This is a genomic window from Candidatus Nitrosocosmicus franklandus (assembly GCF_900696045.1).
GTDB classification, from domain to species: domain Archaea; phylum Thermoproteota; class Nitrososphaeria; order Nitrososphaerales; family Nitrososphaeraceae; genus Nitrosocosmicus; species Nitrosocosmicus franklandus_A.
Genome location: NZ_LR216287.1, coordinates 2,734,248 through 2,751,940, shown reverse-complemented (window position 1 = coordinate 2,751,940; position 17,693 = coordinate 2,734,248). Strand labels below are relative to the sequence as shown.

The following is a 17,693-nucleotide window of genomic DNA, read 5'->3' as shown; positions in this document are numbered from 1 at the left end:
TTATAAAATCTTTGATTCAATTTATGATCAGGTGCTTGCTGTCAGAAAAAAAATTTTGTGAACTAGTACATAGAAAAATACCCATGCCTAGGGATAGATGTGCATTCAATTTGCCTGAGAAATTTGGAACAAGTAAAGATGAGACTTCAAGTGTTTTGGTAATAGTTTATTATGATCAGATGAACATTCCGGTTGTTATTTTCACTAAGAGGAGTTCTAAATTAAGAAATCATGCAGGAGAAATATCTTTTCCTGGAGGCAGAATTGCTGCTTGCGATAATTCTTTATTGGATACAGCCATAAGAGAGACTTATGAAGAAATAGGTCTACTGGTCAGTAAAGAGAATGTATTGGGATGCCTCACCCCAACTAATACCTATACAACAAAGATATTGATTTTTCCATTTGTTGTGATTATGACAAGCAAACAAGATAAATTTATACCAAATGAAGAGGTTGAAGAAATCATTGAGATACCTTTGGAAAAATTGATACAATCAGTAGAATTAGATAATGAACATTCAAGCTCGAACTATCAAATGTACAGATTCTTAGTAGGGGGTCACTTGATATGGGGTGCTACAGCAAGGATTTTAAAAAATCTCTTGGAGCTGATCGATAATGAAAATAAAATTACAAGTGATGATGCCTAGTCAATTCCTTTGTCTTTTAGGATCTTCAAGAAACTTTGATTAAACTCGGCAGTTGAAAGTGTGCCGCCAATATCTTTCGTCTTTATATTTTTAGTAAACATTTCGTCGATCGAATTCTCAAACTTGATTGATTGCAATTTCAGGTCGTTATCATCACATTTTTCGCCAAGCCAGTCAAACATCATTTTTATTGCCAAAATGAATGAAGTTGGATTGGCAACGTTCTTACCTGCTATATCAAATGCAGCACCATGTACTGGTTCAAACATTGCAAAGTCTTTGCCGACATTTGCGGCTGGAGCAAGGCCAATACTTCCTGTTACCTGTGCAGCTTCATCTGATATTATATCACCAAATAGATTTGAGGTTAGAATCGTGTCAAATCTATTTGGATCTCTTATGAGCTCCATTGAGCATGCATCTACATACATCTCCTCAAATTCTATATTTGGATATTTTTTGGCAATTTCTTTGGACATGTCAATGAACAATCTGTCACTTAATCTTAAAACATTTGATTTGTGAACTATCGTTACCTTCTTGCCTTTTCTGGAATTTGCTATTTTAAAAGCGTATTCTGCAATTCTTCTTGAAGCAACCTTGCTAATTTTGCGGAGTGATATTACTGTATCATCATCAGAAAAGAATTCCCAACCAAGGTACAAATCCTCAGTGTTCTCTCTAACGGTGACCATGTCCACATTGCTTGAAATGGATGGAATATTGGCGTAATTTTTAGAAGGCCTTACATTTGCATAAAGATCAAAATATCTTCTTAATACTAATACAACGTCAGCAGCCGATTCTCCGACTGGGGATTTTAGACATGCTTGAGAATTTTTTATCTTGTCAAACGCTTCATTTGGTAACGCCTTTCCATATTTTTGTTTGGCATTGTCTCCTGCTTCTACTTTTGTAATATTGAATTTCAATCTATTCGAGTTGTCATGAATATATTGTAGGATTTCTTCAGCACAAGTAGACAGTTCGGGACCTATGCCGTCTCCTACTAATAGTGAAATATTGTAAGTGGCCATCAAAGATTTACCTCAAAGATCTAAATTCCTATTAATTACTTTGCCTAGTTATTTTTTTCTATCAATTTTTTAAGCATTGTCTTGTTGATAGCATCAATCATTGCTTGAACTGATGTTACTACAATGTCTTCGCCAGATTTTCTGGCTGAAATTATATTGCCTTCCTTGTCCTCTACTTTAACGGAAACCTCAGCAAGCGCATCAGAGCCACCAGTGATAGAATCAAGCTTGTATTCTCTTATCTTGATATTTGCTATTCCATGAGCTATGGTTTGAATCGCCTTCAATGCTGCATCAACGGGACCAACGCCGGTTTCAGAAGCTATAAAATCTTTATCATGAATATTCAGCTTTACTACTGCGGTAGGAATGATGTTCAATCCAGTAACAATATGGAAGTCATTTAACTTAAAACTCTCGTCAAACCGCTTATTTTTAATCACCTCCGAAGCCAGTGACAAAAGGTCGGAAGTTGTTATCGATTTACCAGCGTCTGCAATTACCTTTTGTTTTTCTACAATCTCTTTTAATTGAGCCTCGTTAGTACTAATTCCAAATTCATCCAGTATTGCTTTTATACCATGCGCACCGGCATGTTTTCCAGCTTGCATCCAACGTTTTCTTCCAACAAGTTCTGGACTAATTGGTTCATATGTTAAGGGATTATTGATGATACCGTGAGTATGAATTCCAGATTCATGACCAAATGCATTCTCGCCGATAATTGCCTTATTTGGTTGTACAATGATTCCCATTGCACTAGATACGAATTTAGATACTTCATACAAGAGTTCTGTTTTTATGTTGTGTTTTAATTTGTAAAGACATTGACATGCCATTACAAGTTCCTCTAGGGATGCATTGCCTGCTCTCTCTCCTAGTCCGTTGATAGTTACATGTGCACACTTGGCGCCAGCCTGAAATCCTGCGATAGAGTTTGCAACGGCTAATCCGAAATCGTTGTGACAGTGAACGCTCACTGGTAGACCTGTAGAGTTTATCACATCCGTTACTAATTTTGACATGTATTGTGGAGTACTGTAACCGACAGTATCTGGGATATCTATTCTATCAGCCCCGGCTTCTGCAACTGCCTTAAAAATTTTGTTTAAGAAAGCTCTGTCGCTTCTTGTAGCATCCTCTGCCGAAAATTCTACTATCATCCCATGCTTTTTTGCGTACTCCACTGCAAAGAGGGCTTTTTCCAAAACCTGTTCTCTGCTCATCTTAAGCTTGTATTGCATGTGAATATCGGAGGTCGCTATGAATGTATGAATATACTTCAAATCACTAATTAACGCTGTGTCTATGTCGTTTTTTGTAGTACGGGCCAGTCCACATACTTCGGCTCGGAGGCCTTGTTTCACTATTTTTTTAATTGCCTGCATCTCACCAGGTGATACAACGGGGAAACCTGCCTCTATAGTATCTACCCCCAATTCATCTAATTTCATAGCTATTTCAAGCTTTTGATCTGGTGAAACAGTAACACCAGGCGTCTGCTCTCCGTCCCTTAATGTAGTATCAAAAATCCTGATCGTGTTACTAAAGGTCATCGTCTACTGCTCCTCGCGGTAAAGCGGATACACCCGTACGGGCTAACTGAATGATACCATAACTTGAAACCAAATTCTTAAACGCATCTATCTTGTCAGGAGTACCGATTATTTCTACTGTAATAGTTTCATTACTTATGTCCGTTATATTTCCTCTGTATATTGAGGCGAAATTTGCTATCTCGATTCTTGTAGTTGGATCCTTGGCATTCAACTTGATTAAGGCTAATTCCCGGTACACAGCATTCTCTTTATTTAATACATTTATCTGAATAACATCAATCAACTTTCGCAACTGTTTTACAAGTTGTTCTAAAGTCTTTACATCTGATACAGTAGTAATTGTCATTCGAGAAAGGTCTGGTTTTTCGGTTAATCCTACCGTTATGCTTTCTATATTGAAATTCCTTGATCTGAAAAGATTGGTGACTCTAAATAAAACACCAGGTTTATTTTCTACAATTACTGAAAGAATATACATCTTATTTGGGTCTTCATCAAAAATTGATTTTTTGTCTATCATTTTCTTTCACGCTCCAATAATCATGTCCTTAAGGCCGGTTCCTGGTGCGACAAATGGATAAACATCTTCATCCGGATCGATTGGTATATCAATAACAGTAGCAACATCTGATTTTATCGAATTTTTTAATGCCTTTTCAAGTTCATCCATTGACCCAACTCTGAATGCCTGTGCTCCGTACGATTCAGCAAGTTTACAATAATCCGGGCAATTCTTTTGATGGACTCCGCTATATCGTCTGTTATAGAAAGTTCTTTGCCATTGAGCAACCATTCCAAGCATTTGATTGTTGAGTAAGAATACGATAACAGGCAAGTTTTCTAAAACCGAAACGGCAAGAGAGTTTTCTGTCATGCTAAATGATCCATCGCCTGCTATATCTACAACTGGAACACTACTTTTTGCTGCCTTTGCACCTATGGAAGCTGGAAAACCAAATCCCATTGTTCCTAGGCCCGTTGAACTAAAAAAGGTTCCAGGTGTTATCACATCAAAATGAAGCGATGCCCACATTTGGCATTGACCGACTTCGGTAGTAACGATACCTTCAGGAGGAAGTATTTCGCGCAATTTCTTTAATGATTTTTTGGCAGTAATTTCTCGAGAATAATCTTTGATACTATCCTCATAATAGGTTACCAATTCTCTTTTTCTTGCCAACCACAACTTTGATATTTCTTCATTTCTCTTAAAATTCTTGGGAATAAGCTTAATAAGTGATCTCAGAGAGGATTTGACATCTCCTATAACAGCAGCATTTACTGATTTATTTTTTCCTATCTCTGCTGGGTCAACATCAAAATGGATAACATTAATATCCTTTCCAAATTCGTCAAACCTCCCCACAGTCCTGTCAGAGAATCTCGCTCCAATGGCCACTATGCAGTCAGCTTCTAATACCATTTTGTTTGCTTCTGCGTGTCCGTGCATTCCTATGGGTCCCAAAGCCAACTGATGATTCTCGGGAAAGGCTCCTTTTCCCTTAAATGTTGTTACCACCGGAATAGATAGTAATTCAGCCAACGCCTGCAATTCAGAGAATGCACCTGAAAGTATTACTCCTCCTCCAGCCATTATTATTGGTTTTTCTGCTTTAAGTAACAGTTCACAAGCTTTATTGATCTCTGATAAATCTGCATCAACTACAGGATTATAGCCTCTTACCTTGATATAATCAGGAAATTCCATATTGGCTACCTCTTGTTGCACATCTTTAGGAATATCCAAAAGCACAGGCCCAGGCCTTCCACTTTCTGCAATATAAAATGATTTTTTTACCATTTCTGGTATCTCAGTGGCTTTACGAGGTTGGAAAGCGTACTTTGTAATTGGGTTTGTTACTCCAATTATATCAGTTTCTTGAAAGGCATCTTTACCTATCATTGGCAAAGCAACTTGCCCCGTTACAGCAATAATTGGAGAAGAATCAGCATAAGCAGTCGCTATTCCTGTCACCAAATTCGTCGCACCTGGGCCAGAAGTAGCAAAGCATACTCCTGCTTTCCTTTTTATTCTTGCATATCCATCAGCCATATGAGCTGCCGACTGCTCATGCCGAACCAGTATATGTCTTATTTTGGAATCAACGAGAGCATCATAAATTGGGAGATTAGCTCCACCTGGAAGTCCAAATATGTATTCGACTTTCTCTTTTTCTAATGCAGCCATTAAGGCTGAAGCACCAGACATCTCAACCATAATTAAAACAACTCCAATTTGTAGAACTCAATATTATAGTAGGAATCTTCGTTTAATATAACTAATTCTGTTACACGTCAACGTGCGTTTTATTGTTTCACTTGAGTTCATCAATAAATATAGCGCGGATTAATTTATAAATTTTTTTTAAAAAAACCTTGTCTTGTGGTGAAAACCTTATCTCAATGAAATCTCATCATCATAAAGTTAAAAGTTTGCTGGCTGCTGATATTGTATTTAAAAAAATGAATGCATGGATGAATGATAGATCAAGTCCTCGCTGAAGTACCTTTTCTAATTGTGTTTTTTAAACCAATAAGGTCCAAATAATGATCATACGCTTGCTGGGCTGTAAAATTTTCATGCACTATCTTCCTTACCGCCTTTATCATCGCTACTGGATTGTCTGACTGCCATATGTTTCTGCCCATGTCTACCCCAGAAGCACCGTCGGTGATGGCATTATAGGTTAGCTGTAATGCATCTCTTTCTGCCAATTTCTTTCCTCCAGCTATAATTACAGGGACAGGGCACCCGTCAACTACTTTTCTGAAATCTACACAATGGTACGTTTTTATGATATGAGCTCCCAACTCGGCTGCAATCCTGCATGCTAGTCCCAAATACCTAGCGTCTCTTGCCATTTCCTTTCCGACTGCAGTAACTGCCAAAACGGGTATTCCATATTTCTCACCTTCGTTTACGAGTTTTGCAAGATTCTTTAGAGTCTGATATTCATATTTGCTACCGACAAAGATCGACAATGCTAGACAAGAAGCATTAAGTCTTATTGCTTCATCGATGGAAGTAGTAATTGTTTCCTTAGAAAGATCTTCTCCTATTATACTGGAGCCACCTGATACCCTTAACACAATAGGTGTGTTACTTTCAGGAGTAACTGATGATCGAAGTACTCCTCTGGTCAACATTAACGAGTCTGCAAGATTCAAAAGTGGTCTAATAGTTTCCCTCGGATTTTCGAGTCTTTCTGTGGGTCCCAAAAAATATCCATGGTCAACTGCAAGCATGACACACCGTCCATCTTCGGGCTTTATTATTTGTGAAAATCTGTTTTTCATTCCCCAGTCCATTTCAAATATCTACCTATCTGCTCTAGTTAATTATTTAAAAGCTATAAAAATTTTGGTAAATTTTATTCAGTTGTAATGATGATTTTCATAGAATCATTTCCTTTGTGAGCACACAAAAAGGCCTTTTCAGATTCGGCCAAACTGAACTTGTGAGTAATTAAGGGTTCCAAGTTAATAATATCGTTTTCCATCAACCTTATGACCTGATGAATTTCTTTTTCTGACGTTGCATAACTGGGGATTATTTTTAATTCTTTAGAATATATTTTGTTTAAATCTATATCATATCCTTTGTCCTTAGGAGGAACTCCAAATAACGAAATAGTTCCCCCACGTCGAGTTATTTCAAGTGAATTAATGAAAGCCGACTTGCTACTTGTACAAATGATTGATTTGTCAACACCATCCTTCCCAACAATTGATTCCATTTTCTTCTGAAAGTGTTCATCATCCATTGCACCGACATCAATAGTAGTTATGTTTGGATCTATTCTTTTGGCAAAGTCCAGTCTAAAGTCGTTTACATCCACAACAATAATCTTTGAAACACCTGAACACTTTAATAAAATCAGATGCATCAGGCCCGTAGGTCCAGCTCCAAAAATAGATATAGAATCTGATTTTTTTATATCGATCTTATCAAGAGAGCGCAAGCAGCAGGCAACTGGTTCTATGAGAGCAGCATGTTCGTAAGTAATTCCATCGGGGATCTTTACGACACCTCCTTTTACTACGTTCAATTCAGGAACAAGAATGAATTCTGATAATCCACAAGGTTCAATGTTACTCTTTTGATAAATGTCACACATTGTATAATCTCCACTATAGCAAAATCTACATGAATAACATGGTACGTGATGATGAACAAACACCCTGTCTCCTTTTTTAAAATTGGATATTTCCCGGCCCACTTTCATAACCTGCCCCACAGGTTCATGTCCGATTCTCGACGATTTCATACCATACCTTCCAAAAACCTTTTCTAAATCTGAACCACAAATCCCACAGGCTTTCATCCTTATCAATATTTCCTTTTTGCCAATTTTTGGCAAATTAATATCTTTTACTACAACCTTACTTTTCTCGAGAACTGCAGCTTTCATAACTTATCTTGAAATGAGCGTTATTAAAGTTCTATTACTTTGAATATTTCTTTGGCTTTTTTTGGAAAATTCTCTTACATCCCTCGCAACAAAAGTAAAATTTCTTACCATTAAACTCCAAAACAGTGGCCAAGTCTTCGGCTAGTTCAATTCCGCACACAGGATCTACTGGCACAATTGACAAGAAATTAAATGGATATTTAATATTTCCTAAAGGTGATTGCTCTATAAGAGAATTTAGTTTTATGTCAATGATCTTTTACCATCATTTAATTTATAGCCAATAAAAATAGAATCAGTGATGTCTTGTCCTATCATTGAAATTTATTGTTATAAATGCAATAGCAAAATAAAACACATGATAAATGTCAAACCTATAAGAGATGTTTTGAGAAATACCATGAACAGGTGTTCTAACTGTGGAATAGAATTGAACCCAACAGATTTTATTATTGAGTTAGAAAAACAATAGATTCGGTTGGCTCAAATTTTACCCTACTAGATAGTTAGTTATAAATCCATATTCTAATTTATTTATCTAGTGTCGTTTGATAAGAAATTCTATCCTGGTCACTCTACTTCCTTGGGTACGACGACTTTTAAAGACAGGGCTATTCGAAAAGGTGTACATGAGTCTCATTTTAAACTTGTAGAGGATTTATATCTTTCATCTCTTGGAATGGGAACATATTTGGGGAACCTTTCCTCAACGGATAACGAGAATCTGGAATCTTCACTCTACAAGAGCGTGAAGGAAGGTTGCATAAACGTTATCGATACGGCATTAAACTATCGCTCGATGCTTTCTGAAAAGAGTATCGGTCGTGCAGTTGATAGACTCATGAAGGAAGGAATTGTTCAAAGAAATGAGCTGTTTATTTGCACAAAAAACGGATATTTTACTAATGATGGTGACTATAATCATGTAGACATCGAGTCGTATCTAAAAGTGATGTATATAGATAGAAATATTGTCGATTATGGTGATATAAGCCCCTCTTATAATATTATGAATCCTGATTACATAGCAAATTGTATTGATAGGTCCTTATGCAATATGGGTCTTGAATCAATTGATTTGGTGTACATCCATAATTCTTTTGAGAGCTGGTACGATCAGGTAGAAAAAGAAACATACAATGAGATGCTTTCAAAGGTTTTCAAGGTTTATGAAGAGTACCGGAAGAGAGGTAAAATTCGGTATTATGGTATGGCAACTTGGAATTGTTTTACTGCTCAACCAAGAAACCCAAATTACCTTTCTTTAAGAGACGTAGTAAAGATTGCAAACGAAGTTGGGGGAACAGACAATGGATTCAAGTTCATACAATTACCTTATAATTCCCTTATGACAGAGGCTTTTACATATAGAAATCAAAAAGTTGAGGAATCTTCCGAAGATGTCTCAATCTTGGAAGCAGCAAATCGTTTAGGTATTCACGTATTTACAAGTATCCCCTTGTTTCAAGGCAAGCTCCTAATCTTAAAAATAAACGATAGATTTCTCTCTAACTTACCATACGAGTCACTTAGATTGTTGCAATTTGTGCGTTCCACTCCAGGCATTGTAGCACCCCTTGTAGGTCAGAAAAGTAGTGACCATACAAATCAAAATATTTTAATCTCAAGGTACCCTACACTAACTCATTCCGAGTTCGAAGATGTTTTGAATAGATTTGAATCTGTAAGAAAAAATCAATTTAGATAGATGACGACTACTGTGATACTGTATATACAAATGTCAGGATGCAAGTGAAAGTGAAAGTGAAAGTGAGTATGATTGCGAGAGTGTTGTGCATTGAATTTTCAATTAAATGTTTGGCTTAGAGCAATACGTTATAGATTTTTAGCTGCATCTGCTATTGGGGTTTCTTGCGGCCTAGCCTTGGCTATTTGGGCAAATCCATCCCAGTTCAGTATTTTAAATTCTGTTTTAATCTATTTAGGAGTATTTTGCCTTCATAGTAGTGTTGATCTATTAAATGACTATTTTGATTTCAAACGAGGAATTGATTTAAGGACAAAGAAAACGAAATTTAGTGGTGGGACAGGAGTATTACCGGAAGGGTTGTTAACTCCCAGAAGTGTTTACTTAGCAGGTATCGTATTTCTATTGATAGGTTTGACAATAGGGGGATTATTTGTCATCTTAAAAGGATACATTATTGGTATTATTCTTTGTTTTGCCGCAATCTCAATTGTACTCTATTCTACAAAACTAGTAGATCTGGGTTTGGGCGAGCTATTTGTAGGTATTAAAGGAACGTTAATAGTTATAGGAACCTTTTATATCCAAACATCTTTAGTATCGGTGGAATCAATTGGTTTGGGAGTTGTTGCAGGCCTACTTTCGTCAATGGTCTTGTTTATTAATTCAATACCCGATATAAAGGCAGACAGAGAAGGAGGTAGAAGGACCTTGGCCATAATTTTGGATGTGTATGACAGCCAGGCCAAGTTTTATTTTGTTATGGGTTTGATCATGTTGACTTATTTGTCTGCATTACTTTTTTTTAATGAACTAGATGGCAATATTCTTTCAATTCTTCCTGTTATCTTAGTATTGCCATTGGCATTGAAAATATTGGTAGACTTCAAAAGATATCTAGTCAGCATGAAAGGTGATGATGAAAGTTTGAATTATGTTTTGATAATGCGCAATGCTGTCTTGTTTTCACGCTTATTTGGAGTGGCATTAATACTTGGAATTATTATAGTAATCTTGAACAATATCGACGTGGTGAGATGATCTTCGTGATTAAAATACAATGCTCCAATGAAAAAAAAGTAGAATTCATATCTAATGTCGTTAACAAGTTTCCAGATCAACTTATTTTTAAAAATTTTTACTTTTTTGATTCTCTGTCATCTACACAAGATTATGCTCAAGTGCTGAGCAAACAACCTGATACGACCATACCATTTGTTGTTATGACTGATATTCAAACTGGAGGCCGAGGGAGAAGAGGTGCTAATTGGGCTTCACCGAAGGGCGGAATTTGGATGTCATTGGCCTTTGAGAGTGGATTAGAAACAGCTGAAATATTCACCATGCTAATTCTCACCATATATGTTATTTCGGAATCAATCCGCTCTTATCTTGGTATATACCCTCAAATTAAATGGCCAAACGATATACTCGTAGATGGTAAAAAAGTAGCTGGGATTCTTGTGGACACTGAAATTCAAAGAGGTACGTTGACTCGGGTAATTATTGGCATGGGTATTAATTCAAATAATGATCTTGAAATTACTAAAAGTCAAATCATAGATAAATCACCATCAGCAATAACTATTAACTACGACATAGCAACCTTAAAGTCAAGTAATCATAATCAGGAAGTTAGTAACTTTGAACTTGTTTCATCTATGTTATACAACTTTAGTAAACTTGTTCCTAAGTTGAGTTCTAAATTATTTCGAGATGAGCTAAGGCAATGGTACAAGAGAAAGATAAAAGAATCGTCAAAGACTTTAAATTACAATTTTAAGCTAAAAGATAAAGAATACACAGGTAAGATTGTCCTTGTTAACGATGATGGGTCTATATTGGTGAGAAACTCTGGACCATCATTGGATAACAAATTAATTAGGATCGAATCAGTTTTTGATTTCAGCTCAGTTTAGCTTGGTTGAATTATTGTTCTTCTTTTTTCACTTTGGTGTTTGTTTGTTTATTTATCTGCCAGTATCTATCATTGCATTACGAACCTATCATTCCTGGCATCTTTACTGGGGATCTAAATTGCTTGTCAATACTTATTCCCTCAGCAGTAACTACCTTAACCGTATTTAGACTTGCACTTTGGGGGGGTGAAAGTATGACTGTTTGACCCGGATTTATCAACTTTAGGTTTTCTGTTAGGTCACGATTATTATCATACATAATAAGAATATCGTTTAGTGGCATTTTACCTGTATTTTTTAACACAACTCTTGCATTAACAAAGAGAGATTCTGGATCTCGTAAAGCATCTACTTCTAATGAATAATTTTTGAAAGGAATGGAAATAAAGACGTTATATAGAACAACTATGGTTACAACTACGACTATACAAATAAGCAATGCTTCAAGCTTTTTTACCTTCATCCCCCTGTATACATCAATATGATCATTTTATAAAAAAGGTTTTCATTTGAAGATACTATTTCGTATGTTTACATTGATACAATGCATTTTGTGTACTTTATTTCACAATTTATGTAATTTTTACCTGATTTTCTATTTCTATATGGTGATAGGTTTAAATAGGAAATAGGTTCAGTGAGTAGTACATCGACCAAACCGAAGGGGAACATGCTTAACAAACTAATTTTCATTAGTTTGTTAAGCAATTTTTACTAGATTATCTTGGCAAGAATTTAAAAGAATCAACCATTTGGTTGGCTGTATTTTCATAGGATCCATATTTATCGGTTGATGCTTTATAGGTTAGAATATACAGATTTTCATAATTAGATATCACAATTTGCATAGCCTTTCTATTTTGTAACTTGCTGTCAGTAGCAGTAAAGATGATTTTAGTTGCTTTTTTTCCATCAATATTTGTTGTAGTCGTAGATTCCAAATTGAAATCCTGATGCGCGGCCTGAATTTCAGAAGTCAATTGCTTCGTAGCGGCATCAGTAGAAATATTCTTACCTGGAGTTGGTATTGTTTTTACAACAAACCCTGCAGGACTACTTACAGAGCTTGCATCTTTTGGTGCAATAAACAAGACTTCATTATTCAATTTGACTGATCTCTCCCAAGTGTTTGGATATTTTATTTCATAATGATTCTTGTTGTCAGTATATGTAAGAAATGTTTGTGACTCACCTTCATGAAAAAATCCAAAAACAGGAGGATTATTATTATTAAGAAGAGTAATAAAACCAACCGAAATTAAAAGCATAGCAACTATAGAAACCGATATTATGATGTCATTTCTACTAATTTCAGACACATTTTATTTATGCGATTACCATAATATCAAATTTCTCGTTGCATATACAGGGGTCCATCCATGGAGGAGACGGACCTTATCTTAAAAAATGTCTCTGATTCCTACTTTGATCTTGAAATAGATACTTCTATTGTGGAAACATTTCTTGTTTTGTCATCTTCAGTGCCGGTCAATGTGTCTGAACCTAATTTTACATTTTCAACCCTGTACCCGAGTGTGTTCATTCTCTTTACAATGATCTGAGCCACATCTACTGCTCGTGTAATACTCTTTCCCCGCGCCTTTATCACAACTGTTGGTTCATTGGCTAGTTGAACTAGAGTTGCAGTTACATAAGTCATTAGTGGTTTTTTGCCAATGAATATTTCATTGCTCTTCCTATTTCCTGTTTCGTATTTGCCATGTGACATAATGTATAATGTATAATTCAATAATATAATGTTATATCATTTATTCCATTCTTCCAATATTTCTAAGATTTTTTCAGGATTCTTTTGTGCTTTTTCAATCAATTCTTTATCAGTCACTTCATAACAGTTTATCAATTCGTTTTCATCTTTAAAAAACAAGAAAAGCAGATTCTCATAAAGTATAGGATACAAATTTTCTGTAACCATCAACTCGGGTTTAATTTTTATCTTGTTCTCTTCATCTATGTGCACTGGAGACTCAGACATGGTTATCCCAACTTCTACAAGTATCAAAAACGCAGAAAAAGTGATTGGACAAATAACAAAAAAGCACTAACAATACATGCACTCTGTAGTTTGGGGTTGTTTAATCTAAAAATAATTCGCCTAGCATTTGTATAACGAAGCCCAATGCTCCTACTGCTCCAATAGCTAATAAGACTAATCTCATATGGGTATAATAGTCATCTTTGCTGGTTTTCTTTGCTAATTTAAGCGTTTGAAAGATCTCCATAATTCTTCTTTGAACTAGAGTGCCTATTGTTGATAACAAATGATTTCTAGAGGATAAATCTCATCAATATAATTTTAATATTTCTAATAATATAGACACAGAGGCAAATATCTAGACGTACCCCTGTGAAGTACTTTGGATAGAGTAAACCGGTTCCTTGTCTGTTCGTTGCATTTCTACAAATGTTTCTGTTGCTTGTATACCATTAATCCTTCCTATTCTTTCTATAACTACTTTATGAAGTTCTTCCAGGGTCCTTGCATAAACAGAAAGGATTATGTCGAAACGTCCAGTGACTTCAATTAAGGATCTAACCTCAGGAATGCGCATCAATTCATTGTGAACTGGTTCCTTTAGTTTTGGATCCCTATTGATTCCTACAGTCGCCTTTATGTGGATTCCTAGCTGTGATTCATTGATTATGACAGTAAATTTTCGAATGAGTTCTCTTTTAATTAGTCTCTTGATTCGACTGTACAAAACGGATGAGTTTATGTTCAATTTCTTGCTTAACTGAGGAATCGAAATACTTGCGTCTTTTGTCAATTCGGACAAAATTTTCATATCTAAGTCGTCAAATCTTTGCAAGATTAACTCAACCTTATAATTATTGGTTACATTAATAAATGTAATTGAATAATTTACTTAAAATGATAAATTAATTACAAATTCTACGGATTCTCCTGTTTATGGTATTAGTAAATATTATATTATTAAGACCAGTAAATTTACCTATGTTCGGAATGTCTAAGCTAAAGTCTGGTAGTTTTGTCTTTGCAGTCAAAAGAGATGATACGTCCAATTTCGTGGTAATCGGGAGAATTATTTCAGATGCCAATAAGCTTTATAGAGTAAGGGGGACATTCATGAGACCAGTTGGTTTGATTGAACGGGTTCGTGCTGGCAGGGCTAGAGGAAAGCCAATTGATGCATTAAATAATCCAGACCCTAACAATTGTATTTTCCTTATTATCGATAGGTTAGATACTGGAGATTTTGACGACGTTGTCGATCCACGTATTGATAAGATTATTCCCATAAACGAAAACCGCTATTTTGTCTTAGATGGCTGGATAAAAGAGAGCTTGCATGAATTATTCAGCAATTACTTTAATTCAGCTTCTGAAGATGAGAGATCGGAGGCCAGAAGTATCTTGATAAATAGGATGAATTCTCTTACCTCACAAGAACTAAAGGAACATGTTTATGCTGTAGCAAGAAGTTCTCAAATTTTATAAAGTTTTATATTATGGACATATCAAATTTTTCTTATCATGGAATATGTATATGCTGCTTTATTATTACATAAACTAAAGCAAGATATCAATGAAGATAAAGTAAAAAGTGTAATAAAATCTGCAGGTGTTGAACCTGATGATGTTAGAGTTAAATCCTTAGTTGCAGCTTTAAGTGAAGTTAATATTGAAGATGCCTTAAAAGCAGCTCCAATAGCCGCTGCAGCCCCTGCAACAGGCGCCGCTCCATCAGGTGCTGCTGCTGCTGCTTCAGGTGCAGCTCCGAAAGAAGAAGAGAAGAAAGAAGAGAAAAAAGAGGAAGAAGCGCTCGAAGGGCTTTCATCCCTTTTTGGCTAGATACCTTATTTTTTCTCATAAATTTATTATTTGCAAAACAAACTCTAAAATCCTTTCAAACTTTTTAATTTTAATTTAATTAATATTGTAGGAAGGTTAGAAAACTAAGTATATGAATTCTGTACTTTGATCTAATATAGAGTAACAAATGCAACAAATAGTTTTTCTGTTAATTAAATAAATTGGTTTTAGAAACTAAATAAATTAGTTTTGGGTCGAATATCCCTTGGAGTTTAGTTGCTGAGACAAGCTCGCAGCCACGGCATTGGCCTTGGCTATGACCATCTCTACACTTTCTGGAGATAGATATCCTGCCTCTATTGCTAGAGATAATCCATGTTGTTTTGCCTTTACCAACAGCAAGGGTGTCGATTCCTTTGTGAAATAAACTGCTTCTACTGAAAGTGCCAGAGCTTCTTGGAATGACTTTGCCAATTCATCTATATAATCTTGGACCACTATCTTGAGGTCTTTATCTTTGAATTCTAACCCTTCTGCAATTGCATAATTAATAGATATGCCTGCCTCAATTGGTTTGACGTCCAGTTTGCTCAACAATGCAGCCAATTCTTGTGAGATAACATCTCCTGGTTTTGCAACTACAGTATCCTTTGAAACCCAAATGGTCCCCTGATCTATCTTAGTAGGAACATTAGCCTGTTTAAATTCTGACAAAACAGGCCCAGGATTTATTCCGGTATTTCCTGCAGGAATAACCAATTCGTTAGGGGCAATATCGCCACCTTTGGCTGCCATGAAAATTTTGTTCTTGTCAAATGTCAGATTTAATTTAAAAGGGCTCAAGTTTGTAAACATGAGTGCACATTGACCTTCGAGTTCCTTACTTAGTAACTCCAAACCTTTAACATCCTTAAAAATTTTCTCAAATGCTCTTTGAGCAACTTTATTCTTTACTATTAAAATTTTTATATCATTTTTGAACTTCTTCCTTATTGCCATTAGTTGAGCAGATCTTACCTTGGTCATCCTGGAAAGAGCTATAACATTATATGATTTTGCCAATTCCTGCAAAGTATTGTAAAGATGGACTTTTCTTTCAGGGTAAGAAGTCCTTGCTAATTTGTTTACTACCGCTGTTTGACTCATTTAAATTATCCCTACAGATTATTTGCCAAGGGCACTTGCTTTTATTGCTTTACCCATGGTGAATTTAATGATGGCATTTCTAAAGTTCTTCTCTCCTTGAGGGAGTTTTTTTTCAACTGAAGCAATGACGGCGCTTGCATTTGCAGCTAGTTGCTCATCAGTCATCGATTCGTCGCCTATTTTGGTTGACATGTTTAGTTGATTTTTGGATCGTATTCTTGTAGAAGATCGAAGCCTTGAAGCAATATTTTCAATAGGTGCTCCATAGGGAACGGGAGTAGGCATTTTACCTTTTGGACCTAAAAATTGACCTAACGAACGACCAACTGATGCCATTAAAGTGGCATCTGCTAGAAAAAAGTCATAAGAACGAACGACTTTTCTAGCTTCTCTTTTATTTGTCCCAATTCTATCGAGAGTATCAGGTTCCATTACCTGATCAACTCCTGCTTTCTTTGCACGTAAACCCATGTCTCCGGTTGCAAGCATACAAAGTGAAGATCCTTCTTTCGTTGGGTTGGGTAAAACAACTATCTCGTTGACGTTAAAGCCTTTCTTTACATCAATATCTTTAAGTACCAGAGTTAATTCAGCTGATTGAGCAAAATTTCTTTTTGGAGTGGCCTCTCTTGCCTTTTTTACAAGCTCCTTTAATTGATCATTGTTAAACATGAGTATATCATTTAATCGCACATAGGCCATTTAAAATCGTTTTTACCTCAAACCGGCTCTGTTCACTTAATATGTTTTATTTCATTGTTATGATAGTCTACAAAGAGCCGCAGCCAATTCCGTACATGCTTTAACTTGCAGTTCTTTATTCTACAAGGAAAGTAGTCATCGAAACTTTCGGTTCTATCCTTTATGTATTGCATCTTTCTTTCAATCAGACTTTTCTCAAGAGAGGAATGAATGTGATGATCGAGATTTAAGAATCTACAGGCCATTGGATACCAAGTACCTCTATCATCAGTCGAAACTGGATGAATTCCATGAATCTTGACTAAACCTGAAATGAATCTTTCAGCTACAAACATGTTTCTTTCTTTAGAGATAGACAGTGCGAGAATTTGCCTGTTTTCTGTCTGGTTCAGTTGCAACCCAGAGCCAGACAAACTCTGATCCCACATTCAACATGGTCTCATCTATTATATACTCTAGAACTCTTCTTCTAGTTGACTTAGCTTTTGAGGCTTGTACTTTTGAATCCAATTCCAGATGGAAACGTGATTTCTCTTGTATATCTGAGATAATCTTTCCGAGGCTTTCCTTAAGGATAGGCCTGAAAAGTACAAATGCAACCCATAATATACATACTTTGAAGGCGTTCTGTTTCTAGTAAGCATAAAAGAAATGGAATGCTTTCAAGCTATAGGCTTATCGTTAACTGAACAGAGCCCTCAAACCTCATGACTTGATTTTAATATCAGAGTACCATGCTTTTTTATCATCTTAAAGGAGTC

At 35.8% G+C, this 17,693-nt stretch carries 23 protein-coding genes; 6 read left to right on the top strand and 17 right to left on the bottom strand.

The window, feature by feature from the left end; translation table 11 throughout:
- The first annotated feature begins 35 nt into the window (after positions 1-35).
- Positions 36-653 carry an NUDIX hydrolase gene (locus NFRAN_RS12890; RefSeq protein ID WP_172602356.1) on the top strand — a complete coding sequence of 206 codons (618 nt, stop codon included), beginning with the start codon at positions 36-38 and terminating at the stop codon, positions 651-653.
- Here the strand turns inward: NFRAN_RS12890 and NFRAN_RS12885 are convergent.
- From NFRAN_RS12885 to NFRAN_RS12855, 7 genes are all read right to left on the bottom strand, one after another.
- A complete protein-coding gene (locus NFRAN_RS12885) occupies positions 650-1,690 on the bottom strand; it encodes an isocitrate/isopropylmalate dehydrogenase family protein (RefSeq protein WP_134485357.1) in 1,041 nt (346 codons plus the stop codon). The two genes, NFRAN_RS12890 and NFRAN_RS12885, sit on opposite strands and share 4 nt — an antisense overlap.
- A 44-nt stretch (positions 1,691-1,734) precedes the next feature.
- Positions 1,735-3,246, bottom strand: coding sequence for a 2-isopropylmalate synthase (locus NFRAN_RS12880; RefSeq protein ID WP_134485355.1), 1,512 nt, complete (start codon positions 3,244-3,246; stop codon positions 1,735-1,737).
- Positions 3,236-3,769, bottom strand: a complete 534-nt coding sequence (gene ilvN / locus NFRAN_RS12875; protein WP_232038032.1) for an acetolactate synthase small subunit — start codon at positions 3,767-3,769, stop codon at positions 3,236-3,238. The genes NFRAN_RS12880 and ilvN overlap by 11 nt, the downstream gene beginning before the upstream one ends.
- Positions 3,770-3,775: 6 nt before the next feature.
- Positions 3,776-5,467 carry a biosynthetic-type acetolactate synthase large subunit gene (gene ilvB, locus NFRAN_RS12870; RefSeq protein ID WP_134485354.1) on the bottom strand — a complete coding sequence of 564 codons (1,692 nt, stop codon included), beginning with the start codon at positions 5,465-5,467 and terminating at the stop codon, positions 3,776-3,778.
- Positions 5,468-5,736: 269 nt separating this feature from the next.
- On the bottom strand, positions 5,737-6,558 hold the full coding sequence (gene lsrF, locus NFRAN_RS12865; RefSeq protein ID WP_134485352.1) for a 3-hydroxy-5-phosphonooxypentane-2,4-dione thiolase: 822 nt from the start codon (positions 6,556-6,558) through the stop codon (positions 5,737-5,739).
- A 62-nt stretch (positions 6,559-6,620) separates the two neighbouring features.
- Complete coding sequence (locus tag NFRAN_RS12860) at positions 6,621-7,661, bottom strand: alcohol dehydrogenase catalytic domain-containing protein (RefSeq protein WP_134485350.1); 1,041 nt, start codon at positions 7,659-7,661, stop codon at positions 6,621-6,623.
- A 34-nt stretch (positions 7,662-7,695) separates the two neighbouring features.
- Positions 7,696-7,836: a YHS domain-containing protein gene (locus tag NFRAN_RS12855; protein WP_134485889.1), complete on the bottom strand. Its 141-nt coding sequence runs from the start codon at positions 7,834-7,836 to the stop codon at positions 7,696-7,698.
- Between the two features lie 366 nt (positions 7,837-8,202).
- On the opposite strand from NFRAN_RS12855, the gene NFRAN_RS12850 reads away from it, so the two are divergent.
- The 3 genes from NFRAN_RS12850 to NFRAN_RS12840 all read left to right on the top strand — a co-directional run bounded on the left by NFRAN_RS12850 (position 8,203) and on the right by NFRAN_RS12840 (position 11,288).
- Positions 8,203-9,369 (top strand): aldo/keto reductase, encoded by a 1,167-nt coding sequence (locus NFRAN_RS12850; RefSeq protein WP_134485348.1) that lies wholly within the window; start codon positions 8,203-8,205, stop codon positions 9,367-9,369.
- Positions 9,370-9,459: 90 nt separating this feature from the next.
- The gene (locus NFRAN_RS12845) at positions 9,460-10,410 is read left to right on the top strand and encodes a prenyltransferase (protein WP_134485346.1); all 951 of its coding nucleotides are present in this window, start codon (positions 9,460-9,462) and stop codon (positions 10,408-10,410) included.
- A 5-nt stretch (positions 10,411-10,415) separates the two neighbouring features.
- Complete coding sequence (locus NFRAN_RS12840; RefSeq protein ID WP_172602355.1) at positions 10,416-11,288, top strand: biotin--[acetyl-CoA-carboxylase] ligase; 873 nt, start codon at positions 10,416-10,418, stop codon at positions 11,286-11,288.
- 76 nt (positions 11,289-11,364) lie between these two features.
- Here the strand turns inward: NFRAN_RS12840 and NFRAN_RS12835 are convergent, their stop codons facing one another.
- The 6 genes from NFRAN_RS12835 to NFRAN_RS12810 all read right to left on the bottom strand — a co-directional run bounded on the left by NFRAN_RS12835 (position 11,365) and on the right by NFRAN_RS12810 (position 14,095).
- The gene (locus NFRAN_RS12835; RefSeq protein ID WP_134485344.1) at positions 11,365-11,751 is read right to left on the bottom strand and encodes a hypothetical protein; all 387 of its coding nucleotides are present in this window, start codon (positions 11,749-11,751) and stop codon (positions 11,365-11,367) included.
- Between the two features lie 256 nt (positions 11,752-12,007).
- Complete coding sequence (locus tag NFRAN_RS12830; RefSeq protein WP_134485343.1) at positions 12,008-12,607, bottom strand: PsbP-related protein; 600 nt, start codon at positions 12,605-12,607, stop codon at positions 12,008-12,010.
- Between the two features lie 101 nt (positions 12,608-12,708).
- Positions 12,709-13,017 (bottom strand): DNA-binding protein, encoded by a 309-nt coding sequence (locus NFRAN_RS12825; protein ID WP_134485342.1) that lies wholly within the window; start codon positions 13,015-13,017, stop codon positions 12,709-12,711.
- A gap of 36 nt (positions 13,018-13,053) precedes the next feature.
- Positions 13,054-13,311: a hypothetical protein gene (locus NFRAN_RS12820; protein ID WP_172602354.1), complete on the bottom strand. Its 258-nt coding sequence runs from the start codon at positions 13,309-13,311 to the stop codon at positions 13,054-13,056.
- Positions 13,312-13,384: 73 nt separating this feature from the next.
- Entirely contained in the window at positions 13,385-13,570 is a 186-nt protein-coding gene (locus tag NFRAN_RS12815) for a SecE/sec61-gamma family protein translocase subunit (protein WP_197731194.1), read from the bottom strand.
- A gap of 72 nt (positions 13,571-13,642) precedes the next feature.
- Positions 13,643-14,095 carry an Lrp/AsnC family transcriptional regulator gene (locus NFRAN_RS12810; protein WP_134485339.1) on the bottom strand — a complete coding sequence of 151 codons (453 nt, stop codon included), beginning with the start codon at positions 14,093-14,095 and terminating at the stop codon, positions 13,643-13,645.
- A gap of 125 nt (positions 14,096-14,220) precedes the next feature.
- On the opposite strand from NFRAN_RS12810, the gene NFRAN_RS12805 reads away from it, so the two are divergent.
- Both NFRAN_RS12805 and rpl12p read left to right on the top strand, forming a co-directional pair.
- Complete coding sequence (locus NFRAN_RS12805) at positions 14,221-14,769, top strand: hypothetical protein (RefSeq protein WP_172602353.1); 549 nt, start codon at positions 14,221-14,223, stop codon at positions 14,767-14,769.
- A 36-nt stretch (positions 14,770-14,805) separates the two neighbouring features.
- A complete protein-coding gene (gene rpl12p, locus NFRAN_RS12800; RefSeq protein ID WP_134485337.1) occupies positions 14,806-15,123 on the top strand; it encodes a 50S ribosomal protein P1 in 318 nt (105 codons plus the stop codon).
- 204 nt (positions 15,124-15,327) lie between these two features.
- Here the strand turns inward: rpl12p and NFRAN_RS12795 are convergent, their stop codons facing one another.
- Genes NFRAN_RS12795 through NFRAN_RS12780 form a run of 4 tightly spaced genes read right to left on the bottom strand, consistent with a single transcriptional unit; the run spans position 15,328 to position 17,576 of the window.
- On the bottom strand, positions 15,328-16,230 hold the full coding sequence (locus NFRAN_RS12795; RefSeq protein ID WP_134485336.1) for a 50S ribosomal protein L10: 903 nt from the start codon (positions 16,228-16,230) through the stop codon (positions 15,328-15,330).
- Between the two features lie 18 nt (positions 16,231-16,248).
- Positions 16,249-16,932: a 50S ribosomal protein L1 gene (locus NFRAN_RS12790; protein ID WP_232038031.1), complete on the bottom strand. Its 684-nt coding sequence runs from the start codon at positions 16,930-16,932 to the stop codon at positions 16,249-16,251.
- A 32-nt stretch (positions 16,933-16,964) separates the two neighbouring features.
- The gene (locus NFRAN_RS12785; RefSeq protein ID WP_134485335.1) at positions 16,965-17,345 is read right to left on the bottom strand and encodes a hypothetical protein; all 381 of its coding nucleotides are present in this window, start codon (positions 17,343-17,345) and stop codon (positions 16,965-16,967) included.
- Between the two features lie 42 nt (positions 17,346-17,387).
- Positions 17,388-17,576, bottom strand: coding sequence for a hypothetical protein (locus NFRAN_RS12780; protein ID WP_134482615.1), 189 nt, complete (start codon positions 17,574-17,576; stop codon positions 17,388-17,390).
- Positions 17,577-17,693: the final 117 nt, after the last annotated feature.

What these genes read in the sequence shown, in the direction of transcription:
- NFRAN_RS12885 (WP_134485357.1), bottom strand. Translation starts at nt 1,690, where the DNA reads ATGGCCACTTACAATATTTCACTATTAGTAGGAGACGGCATAGGTCCC.
- NFRAN_RS12880 (WP_134485355.1), bottom strand. Translation starts at nt 3,246, where the DNA reads ATGACCTTTAGTAACACGATCAGGATTTTTGATACTACATTAAGGGAC.
- ilvN (WP_232038032.1), bottom strand. Translation starts at nt 3,769, where the DNA reads ATGATAGACAAAAAATCAATTTTTGATGAAGACCCAAATAAGATGTAT.
- ilvB (WP_134485354.1), bottom strand. Translation starts at nt 5,467, where the DNA reads ATGGTTGAGATGTCTGGTGCTTCAGCCTTAATGGCTGCATTAGAAAAA.
- lsrF (WP_134485352.1), bottom strand. Translation starts at nt 6,558, where the DNA reads ATGGACTGGGGAATGAAAAACAGATTTTCACAAATAATAAAGCCCGAA.
- NFRAN_RS12860 (WP_134485350.1), bottom strand. Translation starts at nt 7,661, where the DNA reads ATGAAAGCTGCAGTTCTCGAGAAAAGTAAGGTTGTAGTAAAAGATATT.
- NFRAN_RS12835 (WP_134485344.1), bottom strand. Translation starts at nt 11,751, where the DNA reads ATGAAGGTAAAAAAGCTTGAAGCATTGCTTATTTGTATAGTCGTAGTT.
- NFRAN_RS12825 (WP_134485342.1), bottom strand. Translation starts at nt 13,017, where the DNA reads ATGTCACATGGCAAATACGAAACAGGAAATAGGAAGAGCAATGAAATA.
- NFRAN_RS12810 (WP_134485339.1), bottom strand. Translation starts at nt 14,095, where the DNA reads ATGAAAATTTTGTCCGAATTGACAAAAGACGCAAGTATTTCGATTCCT.
- NFRAN_RS12805 (WP_172602353.1), top strand. Translation starts at nt 14,221, where the DNA reads ATGGTATTAGTAAATATTATATTATTAAGACCAGTAAATTTACCTATG.
- rpl12p (WP_134485337.1), top strand. Translation starts at nt 14,806, where the DNA reads ATGGAATATGTATATGCTGCTTTATTATTACATAAACTAAAGCAAGAT.
- NFRAN_RS12795 (WP_134485336.1), bottom strand. Translation starts at nt 16,230, where the DNA reads ATGAGTCAAACAGCGGTAGTAAACAAATTAGCAAGGACTTCTTACCCT.
- NFRAN_RS12790 (WP_232038031.1), bottom strand. Translation starts at nt 16,932, where the DNA reads ATGGCCTATGTGCGATTAAATGATATACTCATGTTTAACAATGATCAA.
- NFRAN_RS12780 (WP_134482615.1), bottom strand. Translation starts at nt 17,576, where the DNA reads ATGCTTACTAGAAACAGAACGCCTTCAAAGTATGTATATTATGGGTTG.